Raw genomic sequence first — 24,231 nt, 5'->3', positions numbered from 1 at the left:
TCCAGTTCCACGCTAGGGTCGCCGTATGCGCGCGATCGTCTATGCCGAGAATGGCCCGTCGTCTGTCATGAAGCTCGCTGAACGAGCGGTGCCGAAGCCCGGCCCGGGCGAGGTCCTGGTCAGGCTGGTGCGGGCGGGGGTCAACCCCACCGACTGGAAGGTACGCGCCGGCGTCAGCGCGACCCTCACGACTCCCGAGGCGACCCCGGGCCAGGACGGCGCGGGCGTGGTCGAGGAGATCGGCGAGGGCGTCACCACCCACATCGTCGGTCAGCCCGTCTGGCTCTACATGGTCCAGCACGGGCAGGCCTGGGGGACCGCCGCGGAGTACGTCACCGTGCCGGCCCACAAGGCCGTCGAGCTGGCCGCGGGCGCCTCCTACGACCTCGGCGCCTCGCTCGGGGTCCCGGCGATGACCGCCCATCGGGCGCTCACCTCCGGCGCGGTCGAGCGGGTGGCCCCGGAGTCGTTCAGCGGCCTCACCATCCTCGTCCACGGCGGTGCCGGAGCGGTCGGCAACGCCGCGATCCAGCTCGCCGTATGGGCGGGCGCGACGGTGATCACCACGGTCAGCTCCGCAGAGAAGGCGGCGCTGGCGAAGGCCGCCGGGGCGCACCACATCGTCAACTACCGCGAGGGCGACCCGGCCGCCGAGATCCGCGAGATCGCGCCCGACGGCGTCGACCAGATCGTCGAGGTCGCCCCTGCGGTCAACAACGACCTCGACCTCGCTGTCATCGCCAATCGCGGCACGATCGCGATCTACGCGAACAACGGCGGCGACGAGCTCACCCTGCCCGTGCGAACGACGTTCTCGCTCAACTTGCGCTACCAGTTCCTCCAGCTCTACCGCATCGAGCCGGCACAGATCCAGGCCGCGGCCGAGGACGTCGCCGCCGCCGTGGCGGCAGGGGCGCTGCGTGTGGGGCCCGAGGGTGGCGTACCTCTTCACCACTACCGGCTCGAGGAGACCGCCGCCGCCCACGACGCGGTCGAGGCGGGTGCCGTCGGGAAAGTGCTCATCGACCTGGAGTGAGGATAGGGTTGGGCCGATCCTTTAACGAGCCGTCCCGTGAGGCGGAGAAGGAGACCACAACCTTGTCTGGTGTTGTCCAAGAGCCTGCGGCCGAAGGCCGCGTCGTGCTCGATGCCCGTGACATCTCCCGGGCGCTGACCCGGATCTCCCACGAGATCCTGGAGCGCAACCGCGATGCGGAAGACCTGGTGCTGCTGGGTCTGCACACCCGCGGGGTGCCGCTGGCCAAGCGGATCGCCACGCGGATCGAGGCCGCCGAGGGCCATCCGGTCGCGCACGGCGCGCTCGACGTGACGATGTACCGCGACGACCTGCGCACTCATCCCACGCGCGCTCCGCACCACACCGAGATCCCGCCCGTCGGCATCGACGGCAAGACCGTGGTGCTGGTCGACGACGTGCTCTTCTCGGGCCGCACCGTCCGCGCCGCGCTCGACGCCCTGGCCGACTACGGCCGCCCCGCGGTCGTACGTCTGGCCGTTCTCGTCGACCGCGGCCACCGCCAGCTGCCGATCCGGGCCGACCACGTCGGCAAGAACCTCCCGACCGCCCGCTCCGAGCGGGTCGGGCTGCGCCTGGAGGAGATCGACGGCATCGACGAGGTACGCATCGTGGAGCTCGAGGGGGTTCCGGCATGACGAAGCATCTGCTGTCCATCGACGACGTGAGCGCCGAGGAGATCCAACAGCTCTTCGCGACCGCCGCCGAGATGCACGACGTCCAGAAGCGCGAGGTCAAGAAGCTTCCGGCGCTGCGCGGGCGTACGGTGATCAACCTCTTCTTCGAGGACTCGACCCGCACCCGGTCCTCCTTCGAGATCGCGGGCAAGTGGCTCTCGGCCGACGTGATCAACCTGTCGGCGAAGGGCTCCTCGGCCTCGAAGGGCGAGTCGCTGCGCGACACCGTGCTGACCGTGACCGCGATGGGCGTCGACGGCCTGGTGATGCGTCACTCGGCCTCCGGCGCGGCCCATCAGGTCGCGGGCTGGCTCGACATCCCCGTGATCAACGCCGGCGACGGGATGCACGAGCACCCGACCCAGGCGCTCCTCGACGGCTACACGCTCCAACGCCAGCTCGGCGGACCCGGCTCGCTGGAGGGCAAGCGGATCGCGATCGTCGGCGACCTGACCCACTCGCGGGTGTTCCGGTCCAACGTGAAGTCGCTGATCAAGCTCGGCGCCTCCGTGGTCGCCGTCGCCCCGCCCACGCTGATGCCCTCGGGCATCACCGAGTGGGCCAAGGCCGACGGCTTCGCCACCTCCTACTCGCTGGACGACGTGCTGCCGGAGGTCGACGCGGTGATGATGCTCCGCGTCCAGCGGGAGCGGATGAGCGGTGGCTACTTCCCGACCTCACGGGAGTACACCGTCGGCTACGGGCTCACCCGCCAGCGGCTCGGCATGCTGCGCGAGGGCGCGCCGATCCTGCACCCCGGGCCGATGAACCGTGGCCTGGAGATCTCTCCCGAGGCCGCCGACGCCGCCTCCTCGCGGATCCTCGACCAGGTCTCGGCCGGGGTCGCGGTCCGGATGTCCGTCCTCTACCACCTGCTTGCCGGCGAGGAGTCCGCATGAGCCTGTTGATCAAGGGAGTCTCCGTCCTCGGGGCCGAGCCGACCGATGTCCATGTCGACGGGGGAGTGATCCGAGAGATCGGCACGCTGTCGGCGACCGTCGATGAGGTGGTCGACGCCTCCGGCCTCGTCCTCCTCCCGGGTCTGGTCGACCTGCACACCCACCTGCGCCAGCCGGGCCGCGAGGATGCCGAGACGGTCGCCTCTGGTGCGGCGGCGGCCGCTGCCGGCGGCTACACCGCGGTGCTGGCGATGGCCAACACTTCGCCGGTCACCGACACGGCCGAGGCCGCGGTCTCGGTGTGGGACCTCGGCCGCGAGGCCGGGCTGGCCGACGTCTTCCCGGTCGGCGCGGTGACCAAGGGGCTGGCCGGTGAGGAACTCGCCGAGCTGTCCCTGATGAACCGTTCCCGGGCAGGCGTCAAGGTCTTCTCCGACGACGGCCGCTGTGTCTCGGACCCGCGCGTCATGCGGCGGGCGCTGGAGTACGTCAAGGCGTTCGGCGGCGTGATCTCCCAGCACTCCCAGGACCCCTCGCTGGCGCCCTACGGCTCGGCCTGCTGCCACGAGGGTGAGCTCTCCGGGCGCCTCGGTCTGCCCGGCTGGCCGGGAGTGGCGGAGGAGGTCATCGTCGCCCGCGACGTGATGCTCGCCCGCCACACCGGCTCGCGCGTCCACGTCGCCCACGCCTCCACCGCCGGCACCGTCGAGGTGCTGCGCTGGGCGAAGGCACAGGCGGAGAAGGACGGCAGCTGGGCCGTCACCGCGGAGGTCACCCCGCACCACCTGCTGCTGACCACCGACCTGCTCGCCGGCTACGACCCGACCTTCAAGGTCAACCCGCCCCTGCGCCCCGCCGAGGACGTCGAGGCCCTGCGTACGGCGCTGGCTGACGGCACCATCGACGCGGTCGCCACCGACCACGCCCCGCACGCGCGCCAGGACAAGGAGCACGCCTTCGTCGACGCCGCGTTCGGGATGCTCGGGCTCGAGGAGGCGCTCTCGGTCGTCTCGACCGTCATGGTCTCCTCGGGTCTGCTGGACTGGGCCGGCGTCGCCCGGGTCATGTCCACGACCCCGGCCCGGATCGCCGGTCTGGAGGAGCACGGGCGCCCGATCGAGGTCGGTGAGCCGGCCAACCTGGCCCTGGTCGACCCGGCCGCGAGCTACGTCGTGGATCGCGACCGCTCGCTCTCGCTCTCGCGCAACAACCCCTGGCACGACCGCAAGCTCACCGGTCGCGTCGTCGCCACCTTCCTCCGCGGAAAGCAGACGTACGCCGGTTAGGCTCCACCGCCGTGACCGACGTCTTCTCCGACAAGCTCGCGCAGTGGCGCGCCTACACCGCGACCCCGTGGGGCCGGATCCGCTACACCGTGGTCGAGGAGATTCTCCGGCGCCAGTGTGCGGAGCTGGGTGAGGGGCTGCGGATCCTCGACGTCGGCGGCGGGGACGGGATGGACGCGCTGCCGCTGGCGCTGGCCGGGCACGAGGTCACGATCCTCGACCCGTCGGAGTCCTGGCTGGCCGAGGCGAAGCGTCGGGCCGCGGATGCTGGTGCCGACCTGGCCACGCTCGCCGGCGGTCTCGACGACCTGCCCGAGGGCGAGTGGGACCTCGTCCTGTGCCACTTCGTGCTGCACTATCGTTCGGCCGCCGCCGGAGACGTACGCCGCCTGGCGGCCGCCGTGCGCCCGGGCGGCATGCTCTCGGTGATGGTGCCCAACCCGGCCAGCATGGTGCTGCGCCAGCTGGTCACGGACGGTCCCGAGGCCGCGCTCACCGAGCTGCGCGCGGACACCAAGCGCACCGTGACCTTCGACCATGACGTACGCAAGATCGCCATGGGCGATCTCGAGGCCGAGCTCGCCTCTGCGGGGTTAGTGGTCACCGGCCGCTTCGGCACCAGGATCGCCAACGACCTGCTCACCGACAACGACGCCAAGAACGACCCTGCCTACTTCGACCGCCTCCTCGAGCTCGAGCGCGAGCTGTGCGACCAGGAGCCGTTCGTACGCATCGCCGGGATGTACCAGCTCGTCGCGGAGCGTCCGGGTTAGGCTCGGGAGCGTGGATAACCTCGAGCGCGTCTACAAGATGCCCTTCGGCTCCGTCTACCCGCACTATGTGACGAAGGTGGAGAAGAAGGGCCGCACCACAGCCGAGCTGCACCAGGTGATCACCTGGCTGACCGGCTTCGATGACGACGCGATCGCGAAGCACATCGAGGCGGGGACGAGCTTCGAGGAGTTCTTCGCCGCGGCCGACCTCAATCCGAGCTCGGAGCTGATCACCGGGGTGGTCTGTGGCGTGCGCGTCCAGGAGATCGAGGACCCGGTCATGCGCCAGGTGCGCTACCTCGACAAGCTGGTCGACGAGCTGGCCAAGGGCAAGGCGATGGAGAAGATCCTGCGCGGTTAATCGGTTGGACGGCGCGGCCGTCGGCCGCGTATTCTTTACTCATCATGAAGATCTTGCGCTGACCTCCGACTCGCGCCCGAGGCACATGCCCGGCGGGTCGTCCTCGAACCCGAAGGCCAGCGCTGCATGTCATCTTCCATCGTTTCCGGACCGATCGTCGTCCGCGACCTCTCCGTCTCCTTCCGCAGCGGCTCCGTCCTCGCCGGGATAGACCTCACCGTCTCCCCGGGCGAGCGGATCGCGCTCGTGGGGGAGAACGGTGCCGGCAAGTCCACGTTGCTCCGCGCTATCGCACACCGGCTGCCGCCCACCGCCCAACGCACAGGCACGCTCGAGGCGCCCGACGACCTCGTCTGGCTGCCGCAGGAGCCGCCGTTCCGCGACGCGGCGAGCATCGAGGACGTACTCGCCACCACCCTGCGCCCACTCCGGGAGGCCGTCGCCACGGTCGAGACGCTCGCTGACCGACTCGACGATCCCGAGGTCGCCGAGACGTACGCGAGCGCGCTCGACTTCGCCGTTGCCCACGACGCGTGGGACGCCGACCGGCGGGCCATCCTGGCCGCCGAGCGCCTCGGCCTCAGCGGCCTGGACCGGGAACGTCCGATCAGCACGCTCTCCGGCGGGCAGCGGACCAGGCTGGCGCTGGCGACCGCGATCACCCGCCGTCCCGACGCGCTCCTGCTCGACGAGCCCACCAACCACCTCGACGACGAGGCGGTCGCGGTGCTGGGCGAGTTCCTGCGCGACCTCCCCGGGGCCGTGCTGATGGCCTCCCACGATCGAGTCTTCCTCGACGAGGTCGCCACCGGCCTCTTCGACCTGGACCCGACCGCCTTCGGCACCGACGGTGCCGGCGGCCGGCTCTTCGGAGGGGGGTGGAGCGCCTACGAGGAGGCACGGGCGGCCGCTCGCGAGCGGTGGGAGCAGACGTACGCAGAGCAGCAGGACGAGCTCAAGCGCCTGCGCACCGCGACCAAGATCGGCAACGACGCGATCGCCCACAACCGCGGCCCGACCGACAACGACAAGTTCATCTACAAGTTCAAGGGCAGCAACGTCGAGCGCACCGTCGCCCGCCGCAAGAAGGACGCCAACCGGCGGCTGGAAGAGGCCGAGGAGGCACAGGTACGCAAGCCACCGCCGCCCCTGCGGCTCAATGCTGCGCTGTCGGCCGCGGGCACGAGCGGGAGGATGGTCGTCGTACGCGATCTGGTGGTCGAGGAGCGGGTCAGCCTGCCGGTCCTGGACATCGTGGCAGGCGAGCACCTGCTGATCACCGGGCCCAACGGCAGCGGCAAGTCCACGCTGCTCGGAGTGATCTCCGGGCGCGTGAAGCCGACCTCGGGGGAGGTCCAGGTCAGCGCCCGGCATGTCGAGGAGCTCACCCAGGACCCGCAGTTCGGGGACCTGCGCCGCAGGGTCTCCGACGTCTACCTGGAGTCGGTGGGGGAGGTGCTGGCGACCCAGGTGCCGCTACGTGACCTCGGCCTGGTCCACCCGCGCGACCTCAACCGGCCCGTCGGTGCGCTGAGCGTCGGCCAGCGTCGGCGGCTCGACCTGGCGATCGCCATCGCCACCGGCCCGGACCTGCTGCTTCTCGACGAGCCCACCAACCACATCTCGCTCACCTTGGCAGGCGAGCTGGAGGAGGCGATCGGGGTCACCCCGGGCACCATCGTCGTCGCCTCCCATGACCGCTGGTTGCGGCGGCGCTGGTCGGGACCGGAGCACCGACTCGTGCCCTGAGGCGTCGCCGGCGGGCCACTTACGGGCGAAACCCTGTGGATGAGCAGAGTTATCCACAGGCGACGAGATCGTCGTTGTCCTCCTCGACGGGCCATGGTGCCTTTGACCCATGACCGACAAGATTCCGTACGCTCCAGTCCTCCGCACCCAGGCCGACGTCGAGGCCGCCTGGCGACACCTGATCAACCCACTCGGCTGGCCCGAGCCGCGGCTGTGGTTCATGCTCGTCGGTGCAGACGGCGTTCCGTTCCCACAGCTGTGTCAGATCGAGAAGGTGCCTGTCGAGATCGGCGACGACGGCGCTGCCAACGTCGCCACGATGCTGCACGACCTAGTCGGTGAGCTGGGCTTCGACCGGGTCGAGCTCCTGCTGTGCCGGCCGGGCGGAGGACCACCGAGCCTGTCGGACCGGAAGAACGCCGCCCATCTATACGGGGCGTGTGCGGTGGCGGCGGTGCCGGTCGATGTCATCCATCTCGCGACCGACCAAGACTTCTGGCCGGTCCCGTTGGACGAGCTCGGCGAGCTCAGAACTCCAGCGTGACCTTCGTGTCACCGAGCTCGCGCGAGACGATGCGGTCGAACTCCGCCGAGGCGGCCTCACGCTCGACCAGATCACGCAGCGCGTGGTCGATCGCAGCCTGGTTGGTCGTCGTCCCGGCGATCTTTCTCGCCTCGGCCAACAGCTCTTTGTCGATGCTGATCGACGTCTCGGTCATTGCGTACCCCCGCACGGAAATCTGGATGAAACATCGAAACGCTAGCGGTGCACAACCATGCAACGCAATGACCTGCGACAACCGTCACATCGTGTCGCACTCACCTGGCACCGCACCTGGCCGGGATGTCGGTGCTCGCCGCTACGGTGCACGACCATGAGCCCGGAGGACCGACTGCTGACCGACATCACGATCATGGTGGACTCGATCGAGCCGATGGACGACGTGGAGAGCGGTCACATCGCCGACGCGTCGGCGTGGTTGTGCGTGACCAACGACGTGTTCCGGCGCACCACCGCTCCGACCGAGCCGGCCAAGCACCTGGTCTCCTACTTCCTGCTCGTCGACCCCGTCAGCGGCCACATCCTGCTGGGCGACCACCGCAAGTCGGGCCTGTGGCTGCCGTCGGGAGGTCACGTCGAGCCGGGAGAGGACCCCGCCGACACCGTGCGTCGGGAGTGCCTCGAGGAACCATTCCCGTTGTTCATCACCGTCGCCACGACCCGGCCCGACCGCCCGGACCCGCACACCGACGTCAGCCTCTGGTTCGTCCTCGCCCACGACCACCAGGCCCCGTTGGAGCCGGACGAGCGGGAGTATGCCGGTGTTCGCTGGTGGACACCCTCCGAGATCCGCGCCGCCGACCCGGGCCCGTTCGACCCGCACATGGGTCGGATGCTCGAGAAGCTGAAGACCCTCGGTGCCTGAGGCTCACTCAGGACCGCTCAGCTCCTGCTGGAGGCGCTCGACACTCGGCAGGCTGGCCCGCAACTGATACTCGGCTACACCAAGTGGCTGTGTTGAACCGCGCAGCGAGTACTCCGCGACAACCTGGTTGCGGCTCTGGCACAGCAGGATCCCGATCGTCGGGGCATCGTCGGGATGCGCCATCTCCCCGTCGACCGCCGCCAGATAGAAGTTGAGCTGCCCCAGGTGCTCGGGCCTGAACTTCCCGGCCTTGAGCTCGATGACGACGTAGCAGCGCAGCCTGAGGTGATAGAAGAGCAGGTCGATGAAGAAGTCCTCTCCACCGACCTCGAGGCACACCTGACGCCCGACGTACGCGAACCCGACCCCGAGCTCGACCAAGAACTCGGTGACGTGGTCGACCAGGGCCTTCTCGATCTCGCGCTCCATGGCTTCGCCGCCGACGCCGAGGAACTCGAAGTTGTAGGGGTCCTTGACGATCTCTCGAGCGAGATCGGAGGTCTCCGGCGGAAGCGTACGTTCGAAGTTGCTGATCGCTCGTCCGGATCGCTCGAGGGTCCGGAGGCTGATGTGATGGACGAGCACGGCCCTGGACCAGCCGTGTTCGACTGCCGCGGCGGCGTACGCCAGCCGTTCATCGGTGTTCTTCAGTTTGCTGAGCAACTCGATGTTGTGGCCCCAGGACAAGTTGTCCAACGGCCGTTGGACAATTGCCTCCCGGGTCCAGGCCGCCGCGAACGAGCGCATGTACATCAGGTTTGCACGTGAGAATCCGGTCATCCCCGGGAAGGCCTGCCGCAGATCGCCGGCGAGTCGTTCGACGACCTTGCTACCCCAGCCTTCGGCTTCTTGCTTGACGACGATCTCGTGGCCGATGTCCCAGTAGAGCCGGATCATGGCTGCGTTGAGCGCGACTGCCGCCTGTTGCTGTGCGCTGCGGATATGGGTCTTGAGGTCGCTAAGCCAAGTGGCGTAGCCGTCGGGCAGTGAAAGGTTGTCGGTCATGGGTCGTTCTCCTTGGAGGCGTACGAATCACCGCCTGCGATCGCAGGCGGTACGTTCGCCGCTCCTGGAGGCGCCTGTGGCGCTATTACTTACCCTCGCGACTGGCGGCCCCTTCTCGCAGACCTGGCTGGCCCGGTACTTCGGAGTGATCGCCTGAGTTGCCTTGATTAGATCATCTGTTCGTCGCCGGAGACTGGAGGCGCGGCGCGGGCGAGGCGATCGACGAGCCGCAGCGCATCAGGTAGGCGGGCGGAGCCAGCCATGGTGCGGACCAGGTGAGCGGCATCTGCCAGCGGCATTCCCGCGGCTGTGACGTACAGCGGCCTTGTCGAGGTTCCGCGGAGGACGGGCTCGGCGTGGGTGGCGGCGCGGAAGCTGGTCTTGGCGACGCCGATGACTGCCGGCGCGAGCCCCGTGTCCCAGACATGCCATCCCAGGCCGGGCCGTCCGGTCGGGTCGAGGTCGACGTAGCCGTCGACGATGAGTACGTCGAGCGGATCGGCGTCAGCGAGGAGGGCCGTCAAGGCGGGCAGCTCTCGTTCGTAGAACCTGCCAGGGGCGTAGTCGGCGACGGTGTCGAGCCAGGCCGTACGTTCCTCGCTGATCGAGGTGAACTCCGGCTCGATGCTCACCACCAGGGCCGCATGCCCCCCACCGGATGGCGGGTAGTGGACGTCGGTCGCACCGAACCTGGTCGTCACGGTCACAGAATAGGGCGACCGAGTGGAACACCGGCGAGTCGCGCATCCGGCACATGCCAGGATGGAGGCGAGAAGGACCGATGTGGGTCCGTGAACGCAAGGGTTAGAGATGACGGACGCAGCGTGGTACCCGGACCCGACCGGACAGGCCGAGCTTCGCTACTACGACGGGAGCCAGTGGACCGAGCACGTGTCCACGGGCGGGCAGCAGTCGACGGCGCCCCTGACGCCGCCTCAGGCCACTGTGGAGCAGGAGGCGCCGACTCAGGTCGGTTCGGCGCAGGCGGTGCAGGCTGCGTACGGCGAGAGCGCCCAGGCGCAGCCGGCCCAGGCCGCGTCCGCCCAGTATGGGCAGCAGGCCGCGCAGTACGGGCAGCAGCCCGCGCAGGCCCAGCAGCCCACTGGGGACCCGTTCGCCGGGATCTCGGGTGACCTGATCGACGGCCGCTTCGCCGAGATCCAGGGCGAGGGGGCGGTGCTGCAGAACAAGAGGCTCCTGCGCGTACGCGTCGGCGAGCCGTTCCAGGCGCGCCAGGGCTCGATGGTGGCCTACCAGGGCAACGTGCAGTTCAAGTACCAGGGCGGCGGCGTGGGGAAGTTCCTCAAGAAGGCCGTGACCGGTGAGGGCCTCAGCCTGATGGGTGTCGAGGGTCAGGGCGACGTCTTCCTGGCCGACGCGGCCAAGGAGGTCCACATCCTCCAGTTGAACAACTCCGGCGTCTCGATCAACGGTGACCACGTGCTCGCCTTCTCCGGCGGCCTGCAGTGGAACATCGAGCGGGTCCAGGGCGCCGGCATGCTCACCGGCGGTCTCTTCAACACCACGCTGCGCGGCACCGGCTGGATCGCCGTCACCACCGAGGGTGACCCGGTCGTTCTCAACGCCGGCGAGGCGCCGACCTTCACCGACACCAACGCGGTCGTCGGCTGGTCGCTCGGCCTGCAGACCAGCCTGCAGAAGTCGTTCACCGCCGGTGCGCTCATCGGCCGGGGCAGCGGCGAGGCGTTCCAGGTCGCCTTCCACGGCGCCGGCTTCGTCATCGTCCAGCCGTCGGAGGGCGGGGTCGTGCCGCCCCACTCGCACAGCTGAGCCCGACCACCGCCGGCCGAATGCCGCGTACGTCACAGTGCTGGCGTACGCGGCGGACGCCAACTGCCGTCAACCGGCATCTGCTTGATACTGTCACCAGCAAGTTGACCGACATCCTTTAAGCACCGTCCTGTGAGGCGGAGAAGGAGGTACGGCGTGCCGCTGCATGCCCACAAAGAAGCACTCCTCGTACTCGAGGATGGTCGATCGTTCCGGGGGGAGTCGTTCGGTGCCGAGGGTGAGACCTTCGGCGAGGCGGTCTTCTCCACCGGTATGACGGGCTACCAGGAGACGCTGACCGACCCGAGCTACCACCAGCAGGTGGTCGTGATGACCGCCCCGCACGTCGGCAACACCGGCGTGAACGACGAGGACCCCGAGTCCCGTCGGATCTGGGTGGCCGGATACGTCGTACGCGACCCAGCCCGGGTCCCCTCCAACTGGCGCGCCCAGCGCACCCTCGATGACGACCTGCGTGACCAGTCCGTGGTCGGCATCAGCGGGATCGACACCCGCGCCCTGACCCGCCACCTGCGCGACCGCGGCGCGATGCGCGTCGGGATCTCCACGATCGAGACCGACCCCGAGGCCCTGCTGAAGAAGGTGCTCGCCAGCGCCGAGATGAGCGGTGCGAACCTCTCCGACGCGGTCAGCACCCAGGAGGCGTACGTCGTCCCCGCCAAGGGCGAGAAGCGGTTCACCGTCGCGGCCCTCGACCTGGGCATCAAGGAGATGACCCCGGAGCGGATGGCCGAGCGCGGCATCGAGGTCCACGTCCTCCCGGCGACCGCGTCCCTCGAGGACGTCCTCGCCATCAATGCCGAATCTGGGGGCATCGACGGGCTCTTCTACTCCAACGGCCCCGGCGACCCAGCCGCGACCACCGGCCAGGTCGAGCTCCTCAAGGCAGCGCTGGCCGAGAACATCCCCTACTTCGGCATCTGCTTCGGCAACCAGCTCTTCGGCCGCGCGCTCGGCTTCGGGACGTACAAGCTGAAGTACGGTCACCGCGGGATCAACCAGCCGGTCATGGACCTCACCACCCGCAAGGTCGAGGTGACCGCCCACAACCACGGCTTCGCCGTCGACGCGCCGATCGGTGAGGAGACGAAGACCGAATACGGCATCGCGACCGTCTCCCACGTCAACCTCAACGACGACTGCGTCGAGGGCCTCGAGCTCAAGGACGCCGAGACGGGGAAGCTCAAAGGCTTCTCGGTCCAGTACCACCCGGAGGCAGCGGCCGGCCCGCACGATGCCGCCTACCTCTTCGACCGGTTCATCTCTCTCATGGCGAAGGAGGTCTGAGCGATGCCCAAGCGCGAGGACATCAAGTCCGTGCTCGTGATCGGCTCCGGGCCGATCGTCATCGGCCAGGCCTGCGAGTTCGACTACTCCGGCACCCAGGCCTGTCGCGTGCTGCGCGAGGAGGGGATCCGGGTCGTCCTGGTCAACTCCAACCCGGCCACGATCATGACCGACCCGGAGTTCGCCGACGCGACCTACGTCGAGCCGATCACCCCGGAGTTCGTCGAGAAGGTCATCGCCAAGGAGCGCCCCGACGCCCTCCTGGCCACCCTCGGCGGCCAGACCGCGCTCAACTGCGCGGTGGCGCTGGACGAGCGCGGGATCCTGGAGAAGTACGACGTCGAGCTGATCGGCGCGAGCATCGACGCCATCCAGCGCGGCGAGAACCGCGAGGAGTTCAAGAAGATCGTCGCCGAGCTCGGCGGCGAGAGCGCCAAGTCGGTCATCTGCCACAGCATCGACGACCTGCTCGCCGGCGCCGAGGTGCTCGGCTACCCGGTGGTCATCCGGCCGAGCTTCACCATGGGTGGCTCGGGCTCGGGCTTCGCGTACAACGAGACCGAGCTTCGGCGTCTGGGCGGCGCCGGCCTCGCGGCCAGCCCCACCACCGAGGTGCTCCTGGAGGAGTCCATCCTCGGCTGGAAGGAGTACGAGCTCGAGGTCATGCGCGACCGCAAGGACAACTCGGTCATCGTCTGCTCGATCGAGAACCTCGACCCGATGGGCGTGCACACCGGCGACTCGATCACCGTCGCCCCGGCATTGACGCTGACCGACCGCGAGTACCAGAAGCTCCGCGACCTGGCGATCGGTATCATCCGCGCCGTCGGCGTGGACACGGGCGGCTGCAACATCCAGTACGCCGTCAACCCGGCCGACGGCCGGATCATCGTCATCGAGATGAACCCCCGTGTCTCGCGCTCCTCGGCGCTGGCCTCCAAGGCGACCGGCTACCCGATCGCCAAGATCGCCGCGAAGGTCGCGATCGGCTACACCCTCGACGAGATCGAGAACGACATCACCGCCGGGCCGAACGGCTCGACCGCCGCCTCGTTCGAGCCGACCCTCGACTACGTCGTCGTCAAGGTTCCGCGCTTCGCCTTCGAGAAGTTCCCGGGCGCCGACACGACCCTGACCACCCACATGAAGAGCGTGGGCGAGGCGATGGCGATCGGCCGCAACTTCACCGAGGCCCTCCAGAAGGCGCTGCGAAGCCTCGAGAAGCCCGAGGCGGTCTTCGACTGGACCCAGGAGATCGTCGAGCTCGACAAGCCCGCGCTGCTGGAGGAGATCAAGGTCCCCACCGACGGTCGGCTCAAGCGGGTCATGGACGCGATCCGCTCCGGTGCGACGCCGGAGGAGATCTTCGAGAGCACCAAGATCGACCCCTGGTTCGTCGACCAGCTCTTCCTGATCAACGAGATCGCCCAGGAGATCATCGCGGCGCCCGAGCTGACCGCCGACGTGCTCCGCTACGCCAAGCGCCACGGCTTCTCCGACTACCAGCTCGGCAAGATGCGCGGCATGACGGCCGACGTCGTCCGAGGCGTACGCCACGCGCTGAACATCCGCCCGGTCTACAAGACGGTCGACACCTGTGCGGCCGAGTTCGAGGCGCGTACGCCCTACCACTACTCCTCCTACGACGAGGAGACCGAGGTCGCGCCCCGGGAGAAGGAGGCCGTGATCATCCTCGGCTCCGGACCCAACCGGATCGGGCAGGGCATCGAGTTCGACTACTCCTGCGTGCACGCCTCCCTCGCGCTGAGCGAGGCCGGCTACGAGACCGTGATGGTCAACTGCAACCCGGAGACGGTCTCCACCGACTACGACACCTCCGACCGGCTCTACTTCGAGCCGCTCACCCTGGAGGACGTGCTCGAGATCGTCCACGCCGAGCAGCAGGCCGGACCGGTGGTCGGGGTCATCTGCCAGCTCGGCGGCCAGACCCCGCTCGGGCTCGCGCAGGCGCTCAAGGACAACGGGGTGCCGATCGTCGGGACCAGCCCCGAGGCCATCCACCTCGCCGAGGAGCGCGGCGCCTTCGGGCGGGTGCTCCACAAGGCCGGCCTGGTCGCGCCGAAGCACGGCATGGCCACCACGTTCAACGAGGCCCGCGAGATCGCCGCGGAGATCGGCTACCCGGTCCTGGTGCGTCCCTCCTACGTCCTCGGCGGACGCGGCATGCAGATCGTCTACGACGACGACGCGCTGCGCTCCTACATCGAGGCCGCGACCGAGGTCACCCCGGACAAGCCGGTGATGGTCGACAAGTTCGTCGACGACGCCGTCGAGATCGACGTCGACGCCCTCTACGACGGCACCGAGCTGTTCCTGGGCGGCGTCATGGAGCACATCGAGGAGGCCGGGATCCACTCCGGCGACTCCTCCTGCGCGCTGCCGCCGATCACTCTCGGCGCCGCCGAGGTCGAGCGGATCCGCGTCGCCACCCTGGCGATCGCCGAAGGTGTCGGCGTACGCGGTCTGCTCAACATCCAGTACGCGCTCGGCTCCGACGTGCTCTACGTCATCGAGGCCAACCCGCGCGCCTCCCGCACCGTCCCGTTCGTCTCCAAGGCGACCGCGACCCCGCTGGCCAAGGCCGCGGCGCGGGTGATGCTCGGCGAGTCGATCGCGGAGCTGCGTACGGCCGGCGTGCTTCCGGCGACCGGCGACGGTGGGGCGCTGCCGCCCAACCAGCCGATCGCGGTCAAGGAAGCGGTCATGCCGTTCAACCGGTTCCGCACCCCGGAGGGTCAGCAGGTCGACACCGTGCTCGGGCCGGAGATGAAGTCGACCGGCGAGGTGATGGGGCTCGACTCCGACTTCGGCCGCGCCTTCGCCAAGAGCCAGGCCGGCGCCTTCGGCCCGCTGCCGACCCAGGGCCGGATCTTCGTCTCGATGGCCAACCGCGACAAGCGCACCATGATCTTCCCGATCAAGGTGCTCGCCGACCACGGCTTCGAGATCTTCGCGACCGAGGGCACCGCCGAGGTGCTGCGCCGCAACGGCGTGCCCTCGCGGCTGATGCGCAAGCACTCCGAGGGCACTGGTCCCGATGGTGAGAAGACCACCGTGCAGCGGATCCTCGACGGCGAGGTCGACCTGGTCATCAACACGCCCAACGGCACCTCCAACGCCAAGTCTGCCCGGATGGACGGCTACGAGATCCGCACCGCCGCGGTGATGGCGAACATCGCCTGCATCACCACGGTCCAGGGCCTCGGCGCCGCCGTACAGGGCATCGAGGCGCTGCGGCGCGGTGAGATCGACGTACGCAGCCTGCAGGAGTGGCGCGACGTCGTCGGCCACCACGACGGTGGGGTGTCGTCGAAGTGAAGGCCTACCGGACCCTGTTCGACAAGGTACTGACGAAGACGGATCCGGAGCGTGCCCACCAGCAGGCTTTCGCCGCGATCCGGGCCGCCGGGCCGGCGCTGTCCAGGACACGTACGCCCGGATCCCCGGTGCACACGATGGGGCTCACCTTCCCGAACGTGATCGGCCTGGCCGCGGGCTTCGACAAGAACGCGGTCGGGATCGACGCGCTCGGCGGGCTCGGCTTCGGGCACGTCGAGATCGGCACGGTCACCGGGGAAGGGCAGCCGGGCAACCCCGCGCCGCGCCTGTTCCGGCTGCCCGCCGACCGCGCCGTGATCAACCGGATGGGCTTCAACAACGACGGTGCCGAGGCGGTCGCCGCCCGGCTGGCGAGCCGTCTGGAGCGCCGTGGCACGGCCGCGGGCGGGCCGGTCCTCGGCATCAACATCGGCAAGACCAAGCTCGTCCCGGAGGACGACCAGGCGGCCGTCGAGGCCGACTACGCCAAGTCGGCGCGGCTGCTGGCTCCCTACGCCGACTACCTGGTGGTCAACGTCTCCTCGCCCAACACGCCCGGCCTGCGCAGCCTGCAGTCGGTCGAGAAGCTGCAGCCGCTGCTGGAGCACGTCCGCTCCATCGCCGACCAGGTCACGAAGCACCGGGTCCCGCTGCTGGTCAAGATCGCCCCGGACCTGGCCGACTCCGACGTCGTCGAGGTCGCCGACCTGGCCGGCGCGATCGGTCTGGACGGGATCATCGCGACCAACACCACCATCGGCCGGGAGCACCTCGCCTCGGCGCCCGCCGAGATCACCGCGGCCGGTGCGGGCGGTCTCTCCGGCGCCCCGCTCAAGTCGCGTGCGCTCGACGTCCTGCGGCTGCTCCGCAGCCGGGTCAGTCCCGAGATGACGCTCATCGGTGTCGGTGGCATCGCCACCGTCGAGGACGCCCGCGAGCGCCTCGCCGCCGGTGCCGACCTGCTCCAGGGCTACACCGGGTTCATCTACGAAGGTCCCGGCTATGCCCGCCGGATCGCGAACGGAGTGGCTCGATGACCTTCGGTTCCCGCTACGCCGCCGCCCTCGCCAAGCGGGGGAGGCTCTGCGCCGGGATCGACCCGCACGCCTCGCTGCTCCTCGACTGGGGCCTGAACGACGACCTCGCCGGCCTGGAGAGGTTCGCCCTGACCGCGGTCGAGGGCCTGGCTCCCCATGTCCCCGTCGTCAAGCCGCAGAGCGCCTTCTACGAGCGTTTCGGCTCGCGTGGCGTCGCGGTGCTGGAGCGGGTCATCGCGGAGTCGAAGGCCGCCGGGGCGCTGGTGCTCCTCGACATCAAGCGCGGCGACATCGGCTCCACCAGCCAGGCGTACGCCGACGCCTACCTCGATCCCGCGAGCCCGCTCGGCAGCGACGCGGTGACCGTGAGCCCCTATCTGGGCTTCGGGTCGCTGACGCCGTTCGTCGAGACGGCCACGAAGTTCGACGCCGGGCTGTTCGTGCTCGCCCTGACCTCCAACAAGGAGGGCCCCGAGGTGCAGCACGCGACGGTCGAGGACGGCCGCAGCGTCGGCCGGGTCATGCTCGACCACCTGCGCCGGCTGAACGAGTCCGAGACCCCGCTGGGCTCCTTCGGCGCGGTCGTCGGTGCGACGATCGACGGCGCGGACGGTGCCGGGGTGGCGTACGACTTCGGGTTCAACGGCCCCATCCTGGCGCCGGGCTTCGGTGAGCAGGGCGGCACCCCGGGCGACCTCGCCCGGATCTTCGGTGCCGCCAACGCCAACGTGGTCGCCAGCACCAGCCGCGGACTGCTGCGCAAGGGCCCGAACGTGGCCGCGCTGCGCGACGAGGCCCTGAGGCTGCGAGACGAGCTCGGCTGACACACTGGCGCCATGACCAGTCTCCGGATGGCCGCCCAGCTCCTCGTCCTGCCGATCCTCGCCACGAGCCTGAGCTCGTGCGGTGATCCGATCGACGACTACTGCGAGTCCCTCGAGGGGCACCAGGAGGAGCTGACGAACACCCTGGGGGAGGGCGGCACCAGCGGGCTGATCGCCGCCCTGCCGATCTTCGAGGACCTCGAGCGCAACGCGCCCGACGACATCGAGAAGGACTGGAAGACGCTCACGGGAGCGATCTCGGGGCTCAGCAAGGCTCTGGAGGAGGCCGGCGTCTCTGCCGACGACTTCGAGAACGGAGAGCCGCCCGAGGGCGTCAGCGACGCCGAGGCGAAGAAGATCGCCGACGCGGCCACGAAGGTGAGCAGCACAAAGACCCAGGAGGCGTCCGTACGCGTCCAGCAGCAAGCCCGGGACGTCTGTCACACGTCCCTGACCCTGTGAACCGAATGGACACCAGTTATGCGACCCCGATTGCCGCCCCGGCAACGTAATGGCTAGATTGGCGCGAGCGCTTACTTTCAGCGCTCAGCCGGGGGGCACGATCCCTGTACCGCGCGACCCGGTTGCCCTGTCGACACACATTGATCGTGAAAGGGAGTCTTCGTGGCTCTGCCTCCGGACATCACCCCTGAACAGCGCGCTGCCGCGCTCGTCAAAGCCGCGGCCTCGCGCCAGGAGAGGGCTGCTGTCAAGAACAAGGTCCGCACTGGCGGCATGTCCGTCCTCGAGGTCATCGAGGAAGGGAAGAAGAACGAGGTCGTCGGCAAGATGAAGGTCATCGACCTGCTGACCTCCCACCCCGGCCTCGGTGAGGTGCGGGCAACCCAGATGATGGAGCGTCTCGGCATCGCGATGAGCCGCCGTGTGCAGGGCCTCGGCCCGAAGCAGGTGGCCGCGTTGGTCGAGGAGTTCGCTCGCCGATGAGTCTGATGGCGGACGAGAAGACCCCGGCCGGTGCCGGCGAAGGCCACGAGAAGCGACTGGTCGTCCTGGCCGGTCCGACCGCGGTCGGCAAGGGCACCGTCTCAGCGGCGGTGCGCGACGACCACCCCGAGGTCTTCTTGTCCGTCTCGGCGACGACCCGCAAGCCGCGCGCGGGCGAGGTCCACGGTGTGCACTACCTGTTCGTCTCCGACGAGGAGTTCGACGCGATGATCGCCGGTGGCGAGCTGCTGGAGTGGGCCACGGTCCACAACATGGCGCGCTACGGCACCCCTCGTGGCCCCGTCGACAAGGCGCTGGCCGAGGGACGCCCGGCGATGCTCGAGATCGACCTGCAGGGCGCCCGGCTCGTGCGCGAGACCATGCCCGAGGCGATCTTCGTCTTCCTGGCCCCACCGAGCTGGGACGAGCTCGTCCGCCGGCTGGTCGGTCGAGGCACCGAGACCGAGGCCGAGCGGGAGCGCCGCCTGCAGACCGCGCGGGTCGAACTGGCGGCGGAGAAGGAGTTCGACGTCACGATCGTGAACCACGAAGTTCATCAGGCAGCCGATGAGTTGGTAACCTTGATGACGCTCGGGCTTCCGAGCAAGAAATCCGACCAAGCCGACAAGTGAGGCTCACGTGGCTGCCCCTCAGATCGACGCCCAGGGCGTGACCAACCCCTCGATCGACGACCTGCTGACGAAGACCGACAGCAAGTACAAGCTGGTTCTCTACAGCGCCCAGCGGGCTCGCCAGATCAACGCCTACTACTCCCAGCTCGGCGAAGGCCTCCTCGAGTACGTCGGCCCCCTGGTCGACACCCACGTTCAGGAGAAGCCCCTCTCGATCGCGCTGCGCGAGATCAACGAGGACCTGCTGACCTGCGAGGACATCGACCCGGCCGAGCTGGCCGCCCAGGCTGCGGCTCAGGCTGCCGCTGCCGAGGCGCCTGCCGCCGACGCCTGATCGTCCAGGTCTTCCGCTGTCCACCAACAGCACCACTTCGGCCGCTCCCCTCGAGGGGGAGCGGCCGCGCGTGGTCTTAGGGGTCGCCGGCGGCATCGCCGCCTACAAAGCGGCCGAGCTGCTGCGCCGGTTCACCGAGTCCGGCCATGACGTCACCGTGGTCCCCACGGCCGCCGCCCTCGAGTTCGTCGGCGCCCCCACCTGGGCGGCGCTGTCGGGCAAGGAGATCGCCACCGGCGTCTTCGAGAACATCACCGAGGTCCCGCACGTACGCATCGGGCAGCAGGCCGACCTCGTCGTGGTCGCGCCCGCGACCGCCAACACGCTCGCCCGCGCGGCCCACGGCCTCGCGGATGATCTGCTCAGCAACGTACTGCTCACCGCGCGCTGCCCGGTCGTCTTCGCCCCGGCGATGCACACCGAGATGTGGGAGCACCCGGCGACCCAGGCCAACGTCGCCACCCTGCGCGAGCGCGGCAACATCGTCATCGAGCCCGCCGAGGGCCGACTGACCGGCAAGGACACCGGCAAAGGCCGTCTGCCCGACCCGGCCGAGATCTTCGAGCTCTCCCGTGCTGTGCTCACCCATGGCGGGCGTGCCGACCTCGTCGGTCGTCGCGTCGTCGTCTCGGCCGGTGGCACCCGGGAGTACCTGGACCCGGTTCGCTTCCTCGGCAACCGCTCGTCCGGACTCCAGGGCTATGCGATCGCCCGGGCCGCGGCCGCCCGCGGCGCCGAGGTGACCCTGGTCGCCGCCAACGTGACCCTGCGCGACCCCGCCGGCCTGAAGGTCGTACGTGTCGGCACCACCGCCGAGCTGCGCGACGCCGTGGTCTCCGCGGCCACCGGTGCGGACGCGGTCGTCATGGCCGCCGCCCCCGCCGACTTCCGGCCGACCGGGGTGAGCGAGGCCAAGATCAAGAAGGCCGCCGACGGGTCGGCGCCGACGATCGAGCTGATGCAGAACCCCGACATCCTCGCCGAGATCTCCCACCACCGGACCAAGCCCGGTCAGGTCGTCGTGGGGTTCGCGGCCGAGACGGGCGATGAGACCGGCTCGGTGCTCGAGCTCGCCACGGCCAAGCTGAAGCGGAAGGGCTGCGACCTGCTCGTCGTCAACGACGTCAGCGGCGGCGCGGTCTTCGGCAGCGAGGTCAACAAGGCCGTCATCCTGGGCGCCGACGGAGGCCACGTCGACGTGCAGGAAGGGGCGAAATCCGCCCTCGCAGCGGTGATCTGGGACCAGATCGCCTTACGCCTGGATGAACAACGTACAAACTGACGACACGCCACGCGCCACGATGAGGACCACCCCTGCGGTCCTGGGGTTCGGGGTCTATGTTTGTCGACCAGAACGATTGACGTTTGCCTTCCTGAACAACCCACACGAACCTTTGAAACGGAGCTACACGTGACCGGACGTCTCTTCACGTCGGAGTCGGTGACCGAGGGGCACCCGGACAAGATCGCCGACCAGATCAGCGACACCGTGCTCGACTACCTGCTCGAGCACGACCCCAAGAGCCGGGTGGCTGTCGAGACCCTGCTCACCACCGGCCTGGTCGTCGTGGCCGGCGAGGTGACCACCGACGCCTACGCGCCGGTCGCCCAGCTCGTACGCCAGAAGATCCTCGACATCGGCTACGACTCCTCCCTCAAGGGCTTCGACGGCCACTCCTGCGGTGTCCAGGTCGCCATCGGCGCCCAGAGCCAGGACATCGCCCAGGGCGTCGACACCGCCGAGGAGCACCGCCTGGACAGCTCGGTCGACGAGCTCGACCTGCAGGGCGCCGGCGACCAGGGCCTGATGTTCGGCTACGCCTGCGACGACACGCCCGAGCTGTTCCCGCTGCCCATCAAGATGGCGCAGACGCTGGCCGAGAAGCTGACCGCGGTCCGCAAGGACGGCACGCTGGACTACCTGCGTCCCGACGGCAAGACCCAGGTCACCATCGAGTACGACGACGAGGGCCGCGCCGTGCGTGTGGACACCGTCGTCCTCTCGACGCAGCACGCCGAGGAGACCACCCAGGAGCAGCTGCACGCCGACATCAAGAAGTACGTCATCGAGCCGGTGCTCGAGCAGTTCAAGGCGTCGGTTCCCTTCGACGGCTACAAGCTCCACATCAACCCGACCGGCCGCTTCGTCGTCGGTGGCCCGATGGGTGACGCCGGCCTGACCGGCCGCAAGATCATCGTCGACACCTACGGCGGCATGGCCCGCCACGGCGGCGGCGCCTTCTCGGGCAAGGACCCGTCGAAGGTCGACCGGTCGGCTGCATACGCCATGCGCTGGGTGGCCAAGAACATCGTCGCCGCGGGCCTGGCCCGTCGCGCCGAGGTCCAGGTCGCCTACGCCATCGGCAAGGCCCAGCCCGTCGGCGTCTTCGTGGAGACCTTCGGCACCCACACCGTGCCCGAGGCCAACATCCAGAAGGCCGTCCTGGAGGTCTTCGACCTCCGCCCGGCCGCGATCCTGCGCGACCTCGACCTGCTCCGCCCGATCTACGCCAAGACCGCTGCGTACGGTCACTTCGGCCGCGAGCTTCCCGAGTTCACCTGGGAGCGCACCGACCGCGCCGACGCCCTCAAGGCTGCTGCCGGCGCCTGATCCACCGCACCACCTCAATTGCCGAGTCGGCGCGTTCTGACGCGCCGACTCGGCGTGGTTTTTGGTCAGGATGAGCCGACTCGGCGTTCTGTGGGCGCGGGCTGGTAGGAATGTCGGTTGTGAGCCGGGGACCGCAGGAGGCAGCCGGGGCAGCCGAGCTGGAGCTGCCCGGGCTGGTTCGCGACCGGGTCAAGGAGGGGCGGGCGAAGGCGGCGGCGACGCGGGCGCGGAAGGCCGCGGAGGCGTCGATCGCCGAGGTCGATCCGGTCGCGAAGGTCTTGGTCGACCTGCCGATGGCCCATCTGGACCGGCCCTTCGACTATGCGGTCCCGGCCTCGATGGCCGATGAGGCGCAGCCCGGGGTCCGGGTGAAGGTGCGGTTCGGGCCCAAGGACGTCGACGGGTTCGTCGTGGCGCGGGCGGAGGCCTCCGAGCACGTGAACCTGCAGCCGCTCAAGCGGGTCGTCAGCTCCGAGGCCGTGCTCACGCCGCAGGTGGCCGCGCTGACCGAGTCGGTCGCCCGGCGCTACGCGGGTGCCCGGGCCGACGTCCTCCGGCTGGCGATCCCGCCCCGGCACGCGTCGACCGAGAAAGAGCCCTCAGCGGTCGCCCCGGCCGGGAGGCCGTTCGACGCCGCTGCCGCGGCAGCAGCCTGGGCCGGGCATGAGCCGGCAGCCGCGTTCCTACGCCACCTGACCTCCGGCGGCGGCCCGCGTGCGGTCTGGCACGCCGCGGCCGGCACCGACCACGCCGACCTGATCGCCCACGCCACCGCGGCGACGCTGGCCTCCGGTCGCGGTGCGTTGGTCGTGGTCCCGGACTGGAAGGACCTCGCCCGTCTCGACACGGCGATGACGAAGGTGCTGGGGGAGGGGCAGCATGCCGTGCTGGCCGCCGACGCCGGGCCCGCGTCGCGCTACCGGGAGTTCCTACGGGTCGCTCGGGGCGCGGTTAAGGTGGCGATCGGCACGCGTGCGGCGGCCTTCGCGCCGGTGCACGACCTCGGTCTGGTGGTCGTCTGGGACGACGGCGACGACCTCCTCGCCGAGCAGCGCTCGCCCTACCCGCACGCGCGCGACGTACTGCTGCTGCGCGCCGAACAGGAGCAAGCGGCCGCGCTCGTGGGCGGCTTCGCACGGACCGTGGAGGCCGGGTTCCTGGCCGAGACCGGCTGGGCGCAGGAGATCCGTCCCACCCGGGCGCTGGCCCGTGAGCGGGTGAGCATCGAGATCACCGGCGACACCGACTTCGACCTCGAGAAGGATCCGCTCACCCGCGCCTCGCGGGTGCCTCGCGAGGCCCACGAGATCATCCGGGCAGCGCTCGCCACCGGACCCGTGCTGCTGCAGACGCCCCGGCGTGGATATGCCGCCTCGTTGGCCTGCGATCGGTGCCGTACGCCGGCCAGGTGTACGGCCTGCCAGGGGCCGTTGCAGCTCGGCGGACCGGCTGCGCCGCCGACGTGTGGCTGGTGCGGTCACGTCGAGGCGGCGTGGGCGTGCGGAGCCTGTGGCGGGTTCGGGCTGCGGGCGCCGATCATCGGCGAGGCGCGTACGGCCGAGGAGATGGGTCGCTCCTTCGCCGGGGTGCGGGTAGTGACCTCCTCGGCGGGGGCGGTCAAGCAGACGGTGCCGGGCACACCGGCGATCGTGGTGGCGACCATCGGTGCCGAACCAGTCGCCGACGGCGGCTATGCCGGGGTGCTGCTGCTCGACACCTGGCTGCTGCTGGGGCGGCCGGATCTGCGTACGGACGAGGAGGCGCTGCGCCGCTGGAGCAACGCCGCGGGACTCGTGCGGCCAGGCGGGCGGGTGCTGGTCGTCGGCGACCCGGCGCTGCCGGTGCTCCAGGCGCTGGTGCGCTGGGACCAGCCCGGGTTCGCCGAGCGAGAAGCGGCAACGCGGCAGGAGGCCCACCTCCCGCCGGCGTCGCGGCTGGCCACCATCACCGGCACTCCCGGAGCGCTCGACGACGCGCTCACCCTGCTGGCGTTGCCGCCGGGCGCGGAGGTGCTCGGGCCGGTCCCCGCCGAGCCCACGTCGACCGGAGAGCCACGGTTGCGCGCGGTCGTACGCGTGCCGCGATCCCTCGGAGTGAGGCTCACCGAGGCGCTCGGAGAGCTGCAGCGGGTGCGGTCGGCGCGCAAGCTCGACCCGGTGCGGGTCCAGGTGGATCCGCCGACGCTCTGACCGGCCGT

General features: G+C 69.7%; 24 protein-coding genes. 21 read left to right on the top strand and 3 right to left on the bottom strand.

The window, feature by feature from the left end; all coding sequences use genetic code 11:
• Window positions 1-25: 25 nt before the first annotated feature.
• The 8 genes from AB0F44_RS07165 to AB0F44_RS07130 all read left to right on the top strand — a co-directional run bounded on the left by AB0F44_RS07165 (window position 26) and on the right by AB0F44_RS07130 (window position 7,325).
• Window positions 26-1,036 carry an NADPH:quinone reductase gene (locus AB0F44_RS07165; protein ID WP_357353989.1) on the top strand — a complete coding sequence of 337 codons (1,011 nt, stop codon included), beginning with the start codon at window positions 26-28 and terminating at the stop codon, window positions 1,034-1,036.
• 62 nt (window positions 1,037-1,098) lie between these two features.
• Complete coding sequence (gene pyrR, locus AB0F44_RS07160) at window positions 1,099-1,674, top strand: bifunctional pyr operon transcriptional regulator/uracil phosphoribosyltransferase PyrR (protein ID WP_357353987.1); 576 nt, start codon at window positions 1,099-1,101, stop codon at window positions 1,672-1,674.
• Window positions 1,671-2,612: an aspartate carbamoyltransferase catalytic subunit gene (locus AB0F44_RS07155; RefSeq protein ID WP_357353985.1), complete on the top strand. Its 942-nt coding sequence runs from the start codon at window positions 1,671-1,673 to the stop codon at window positions 2,610-2,612. Before pyrR ends, AB0F44_RS07155 begins: the two co-directional genes overlap by 4 nt.
• The gene (locus tag AB0F44_RS07150) at window positions 2,609-3,898 is read left to right on the top strand and encodes a dihydroorotase (protein ID WP_357353983.1); all 1,290 of its coding nucleotides are present in this window, start codon (window positions 2,609-2,611) and stop codon (window positions 3,896-3,898) included. Before AB0F44_RS07155 ends, AB0F44_RS07150 begins: the two co-directional genes overlap by 4 nt.
• 11 nt (window positions 3,899-3,909) lie before the next feature.
• A complete protein-coding gene (locus AB0F44_RS07145; protein ID WP_357353981.1) occupies window positions 3,910-4,671 on the top strand; it encodes a methyltransferase domain-containing protein in 762 nt (253 codons plus the stop codon).
• Between the two features lie 10 nt (window positions 4,672-4,681).
• Window positions 4,682-5,032 carry a DUF2200 domain-containing protein gene (locus AB0F44_RS07140; RefSeq protein WP_256328404.1) on the top strand — a complete coding sequence of 117 codons (351 nt, stop codon included), beginning with the start codon at window positions 4,682-4,684 and terminating at the stop codon, window positions 5,030-5,032.
• Window positions 5,033-5,158: 126 nt separating this feature from the next.
• Complete coding sequence (locus tag AB0F44_RS07135) at window positions 5,159-6,781, top strand: ATP-binding cassette domain-containing protein (RefSeq protein WP_357353979.1); 1,623 nt, start codon at window positions 5,159-5,161, stop codon at window positions 6,779-6,781.
• A 109-nt stretch (window positions 6,782-6,890) separates the two neighbouring features.
• Window positions 6,891-7,325, top strand: coding sequence for a hypothetical protein (locus AB0F44_RS07130; protein WP_357353977.1), 435 nt, complete (start codon window positions 6,891-6,893; stop codon window positions 7,323-7,325).
• Here AB0F44_RS07130 and AB0F44_RS07125 read toward each other — a convergent pair.
• Window positions 7,309-7,500 (bottom strand): type II toxin-antitoxin system VapB family antitoxin, encoded by a 192-nt coding sequence (locus tag AB0F44_RS07125; protein ID WP_350658798.1) that lies wholly within the window; start codon window positions 7,498-7,500, stop codon window positions 7,309-7,311. The genes AB0F44_RS07130 and AB0F44_RS07125 overlap by 17 nt on opposite strands.
• 156 nt (window positions 7,501-7,656) lie before the next feature.
• Between AB0F44_RS07125 and AB0F44_RS07120 the strand changes: the two genes are divergently transcribed.
• Entirely contained in the window at window positions 7,657-8,208 is a 552-nt protein-coding gene (locus AB0F44_RS07120; protein WP_357353975.1) for an NUDIX hydrolase, read from the top strand.
• 3 nt (window positions 8,209-8,211) lie between these two features.
• Here the strand turns inward: AB0F44_RS07120 and AB0F44_RS07115 are convergent, their stop codons facing one another.
• Window positions 8,212-9,213, bottom strand: coding sequence for a PDDEXK nuclease domain-containing protein (locus tag AB0F44_RS07115; protein ID WP_357353973.1), 1,002 nt, complete (start codon window positions 9,211-9,213; stop codon window positions 8,212-8,214).
• Window positions 9,214-9,380: 167 nt separating this feature from the next.
• Complete coding sequence (locus AB0F44_RS07110) at window positions 9,381-9,914, bottom strand: endonuclease V (protein WP_357353971.1); 534 nt, start codon at window positions 9,912-9,914, stop codon at window positions 9,381-9,383.
• Window positions 9,915-10,023: 109 nt separating this feature from the next.
• Here AB0F44_RS07110 and AB0F44_RS07105 point away from each other — a divergent pair, with 109 nt between their 5' ends.
• The 12 genes from AB0F44_RS07105 (at window position 10,024) to AB0F44_RS07050 (ending at window position 24,223) form a co-directional block, all read left to right on the top strand.
• Complete coding sequence (locus tag AB0F44_RS07105; RefSeq protein ID WP_357353969.1) at window positions 10,024-11,004, top strand: AIM24 family protein; 981 nt, start codon at window positions 10,024-10,026, stop codon at window positions 11,002-11,004.
• 156 nt (window positions 11,005-11,160) lie between these two features.
• Window positions 11,161-12,312, top strand: coding sequence for a glutamine-hydrolyzing carbamoyl-phosphate synthase small subunit (carA, locus tag AB0F44_RS07100; protein WP_357353967.1), 1,152 nt, complete (start codon window positions 11,161-11,163; stop codon window positions 12,310-12,312).
• A gap of 3 nt (window positions 12,313-12,315) precedes the next feature.
• Complete coding sequence (gene carB, locus AB0F44_RS07095) at window positions 12,316-15,651, top strand: carbamoyl-phosphate synthase large subunit (RefSeq protein WP_357353965.1); 3,336 nt, start codon at window positions 12,316-12,318, stop codon at window positions 15,649-15,651.
• Window positions 15,648-16,688: a quinone-dependent dihydroorotate dehydrogenase gene (locus AB0F44_RS07090; protein WP_357353963.1), complete on the top strand. Its 1,041-nt coding sequence runs from the start codon at window positions 15,648-15,650 to the stop codon at window positions 16,686-16,688. Before carB ends, AB0F44_RS07090 begins: the two co-directional genes overlap by 4 nt.
• Window positions 16,685-17,512: an orotidine-5'-phosphate decarboxylase gene (pyrF, locus tag AB0F44_RS07085; protein ID WP_357353961.1), complete on the top strand. Its 828-nt coding sequence runs from the start codon at window positions 16,685-16,687 to the stop codon at window positions 17,510-17,512. The genes AB0F44_RS07090 and pyrF overlap by 4 nt, the downstream gene beginning before the upstream one ends.
• A gap of 12 nt (window positions 17,513-17,524) precedes the next feature.
• On the top strand, window positions 17,525-17,974 hold the full coding sequence (locus AB0F44_RS07080; RefSeq protein ID WP_357353959.1) for a hypothetical protein: 450 nt from the start codon (window positions 17,525-17,527) through the stop codon (window positions 17,972-17,974).
• A gap of 162 nt (window positions 17,975-18,136) precedes the next feature.
• Window positions 18,137-18,457, top strand: a complete 321-nt coding sequence (gene mihF / locus AB0F44_RS07075) for an integration host factor, actinobacterial type (RefSeq protein ID WP_168381123.1) — start codon at window positions 18,137-18,139, stop codon at window positions 18,455-18,457.
• Window positions 18,454-19,089, top strand: coding sequence for a guanylate kinase (gene gmk, locus AB0F44_RS07070; RefSeq protein WP_357353957.1), 636 nt, complete (start codon window positions 18,454-18,456; stop codon window positions 19,087-19,089). Before mihF ends, gmk begins: the two co-directional genes overlap by 4 nt.
• A 7-nt stretch (window positions 19,090-19,096) precedes the next feature.
• Entirely contained in the window at window positions 19,097-19,423 is a 327-nt protein-coding gene (gene rpoZ / locus AB0F44_RS07065; protein ID WP_091041322.1) for a DNA-directed RNA polymerase subunit omega, read from the top strand.
• A gap of 70 nt (window positions 19,424-19,493) precedes the next feature.
• Window positions 19,494-20,705, top strand: a complete 1,212-nt coding sequence (coaBC, locus tag AB0F44_RS07060) for a bifunctional phosphopantothenoylcysteine decarboxylase/phosphopantothenate--cysteine ligase CoaBC (protein ID WP_357353955.1) — start codon at window positions 19,494-19,496, stop codon at window positions 20,703-20,705.
• Window positions 20,706-20,834: 129 nt separating this feature from the next.
• Window positions 20,835-22,034: a methionine adenosyltransferase gene (gene metK, locus AB0F44_RS07055; protein WP_350658785.1), complete on the top strand. Its 1,200-nt coding sequence runs from the start codon at window positions 20,835-20,837 to the stop codon at window positions 22,032-22,034.
• Window positions 22,035-22,153: 119 nt separating this feature from the next.
• Complete coding sequence (locus AB0F44_RS07050) at window positions 22,154-24,223, top strand: primosomal protein N' (RefSeq protein WP_357353953.1); 2,070 nt, start codon at window positions 22,154-22,156, stop codon at window positions 24,221-24,223.
• The last annotated feature ends 8 nt before the right edge of the window (window positions 24,224-24,231 follow it).

It is taken from the genome of Nocardioides sp. NPDC023903, from assembly GCF_040639295.1.
Lineage (GTDB): Bacteria > Actinomycetota > Actinomycetes > Propionibacteriales > Nocardioidaceae > Nocardioides.
This window is presented reverse-complemented; position numbering and strand designations above follow the sequence as displayed.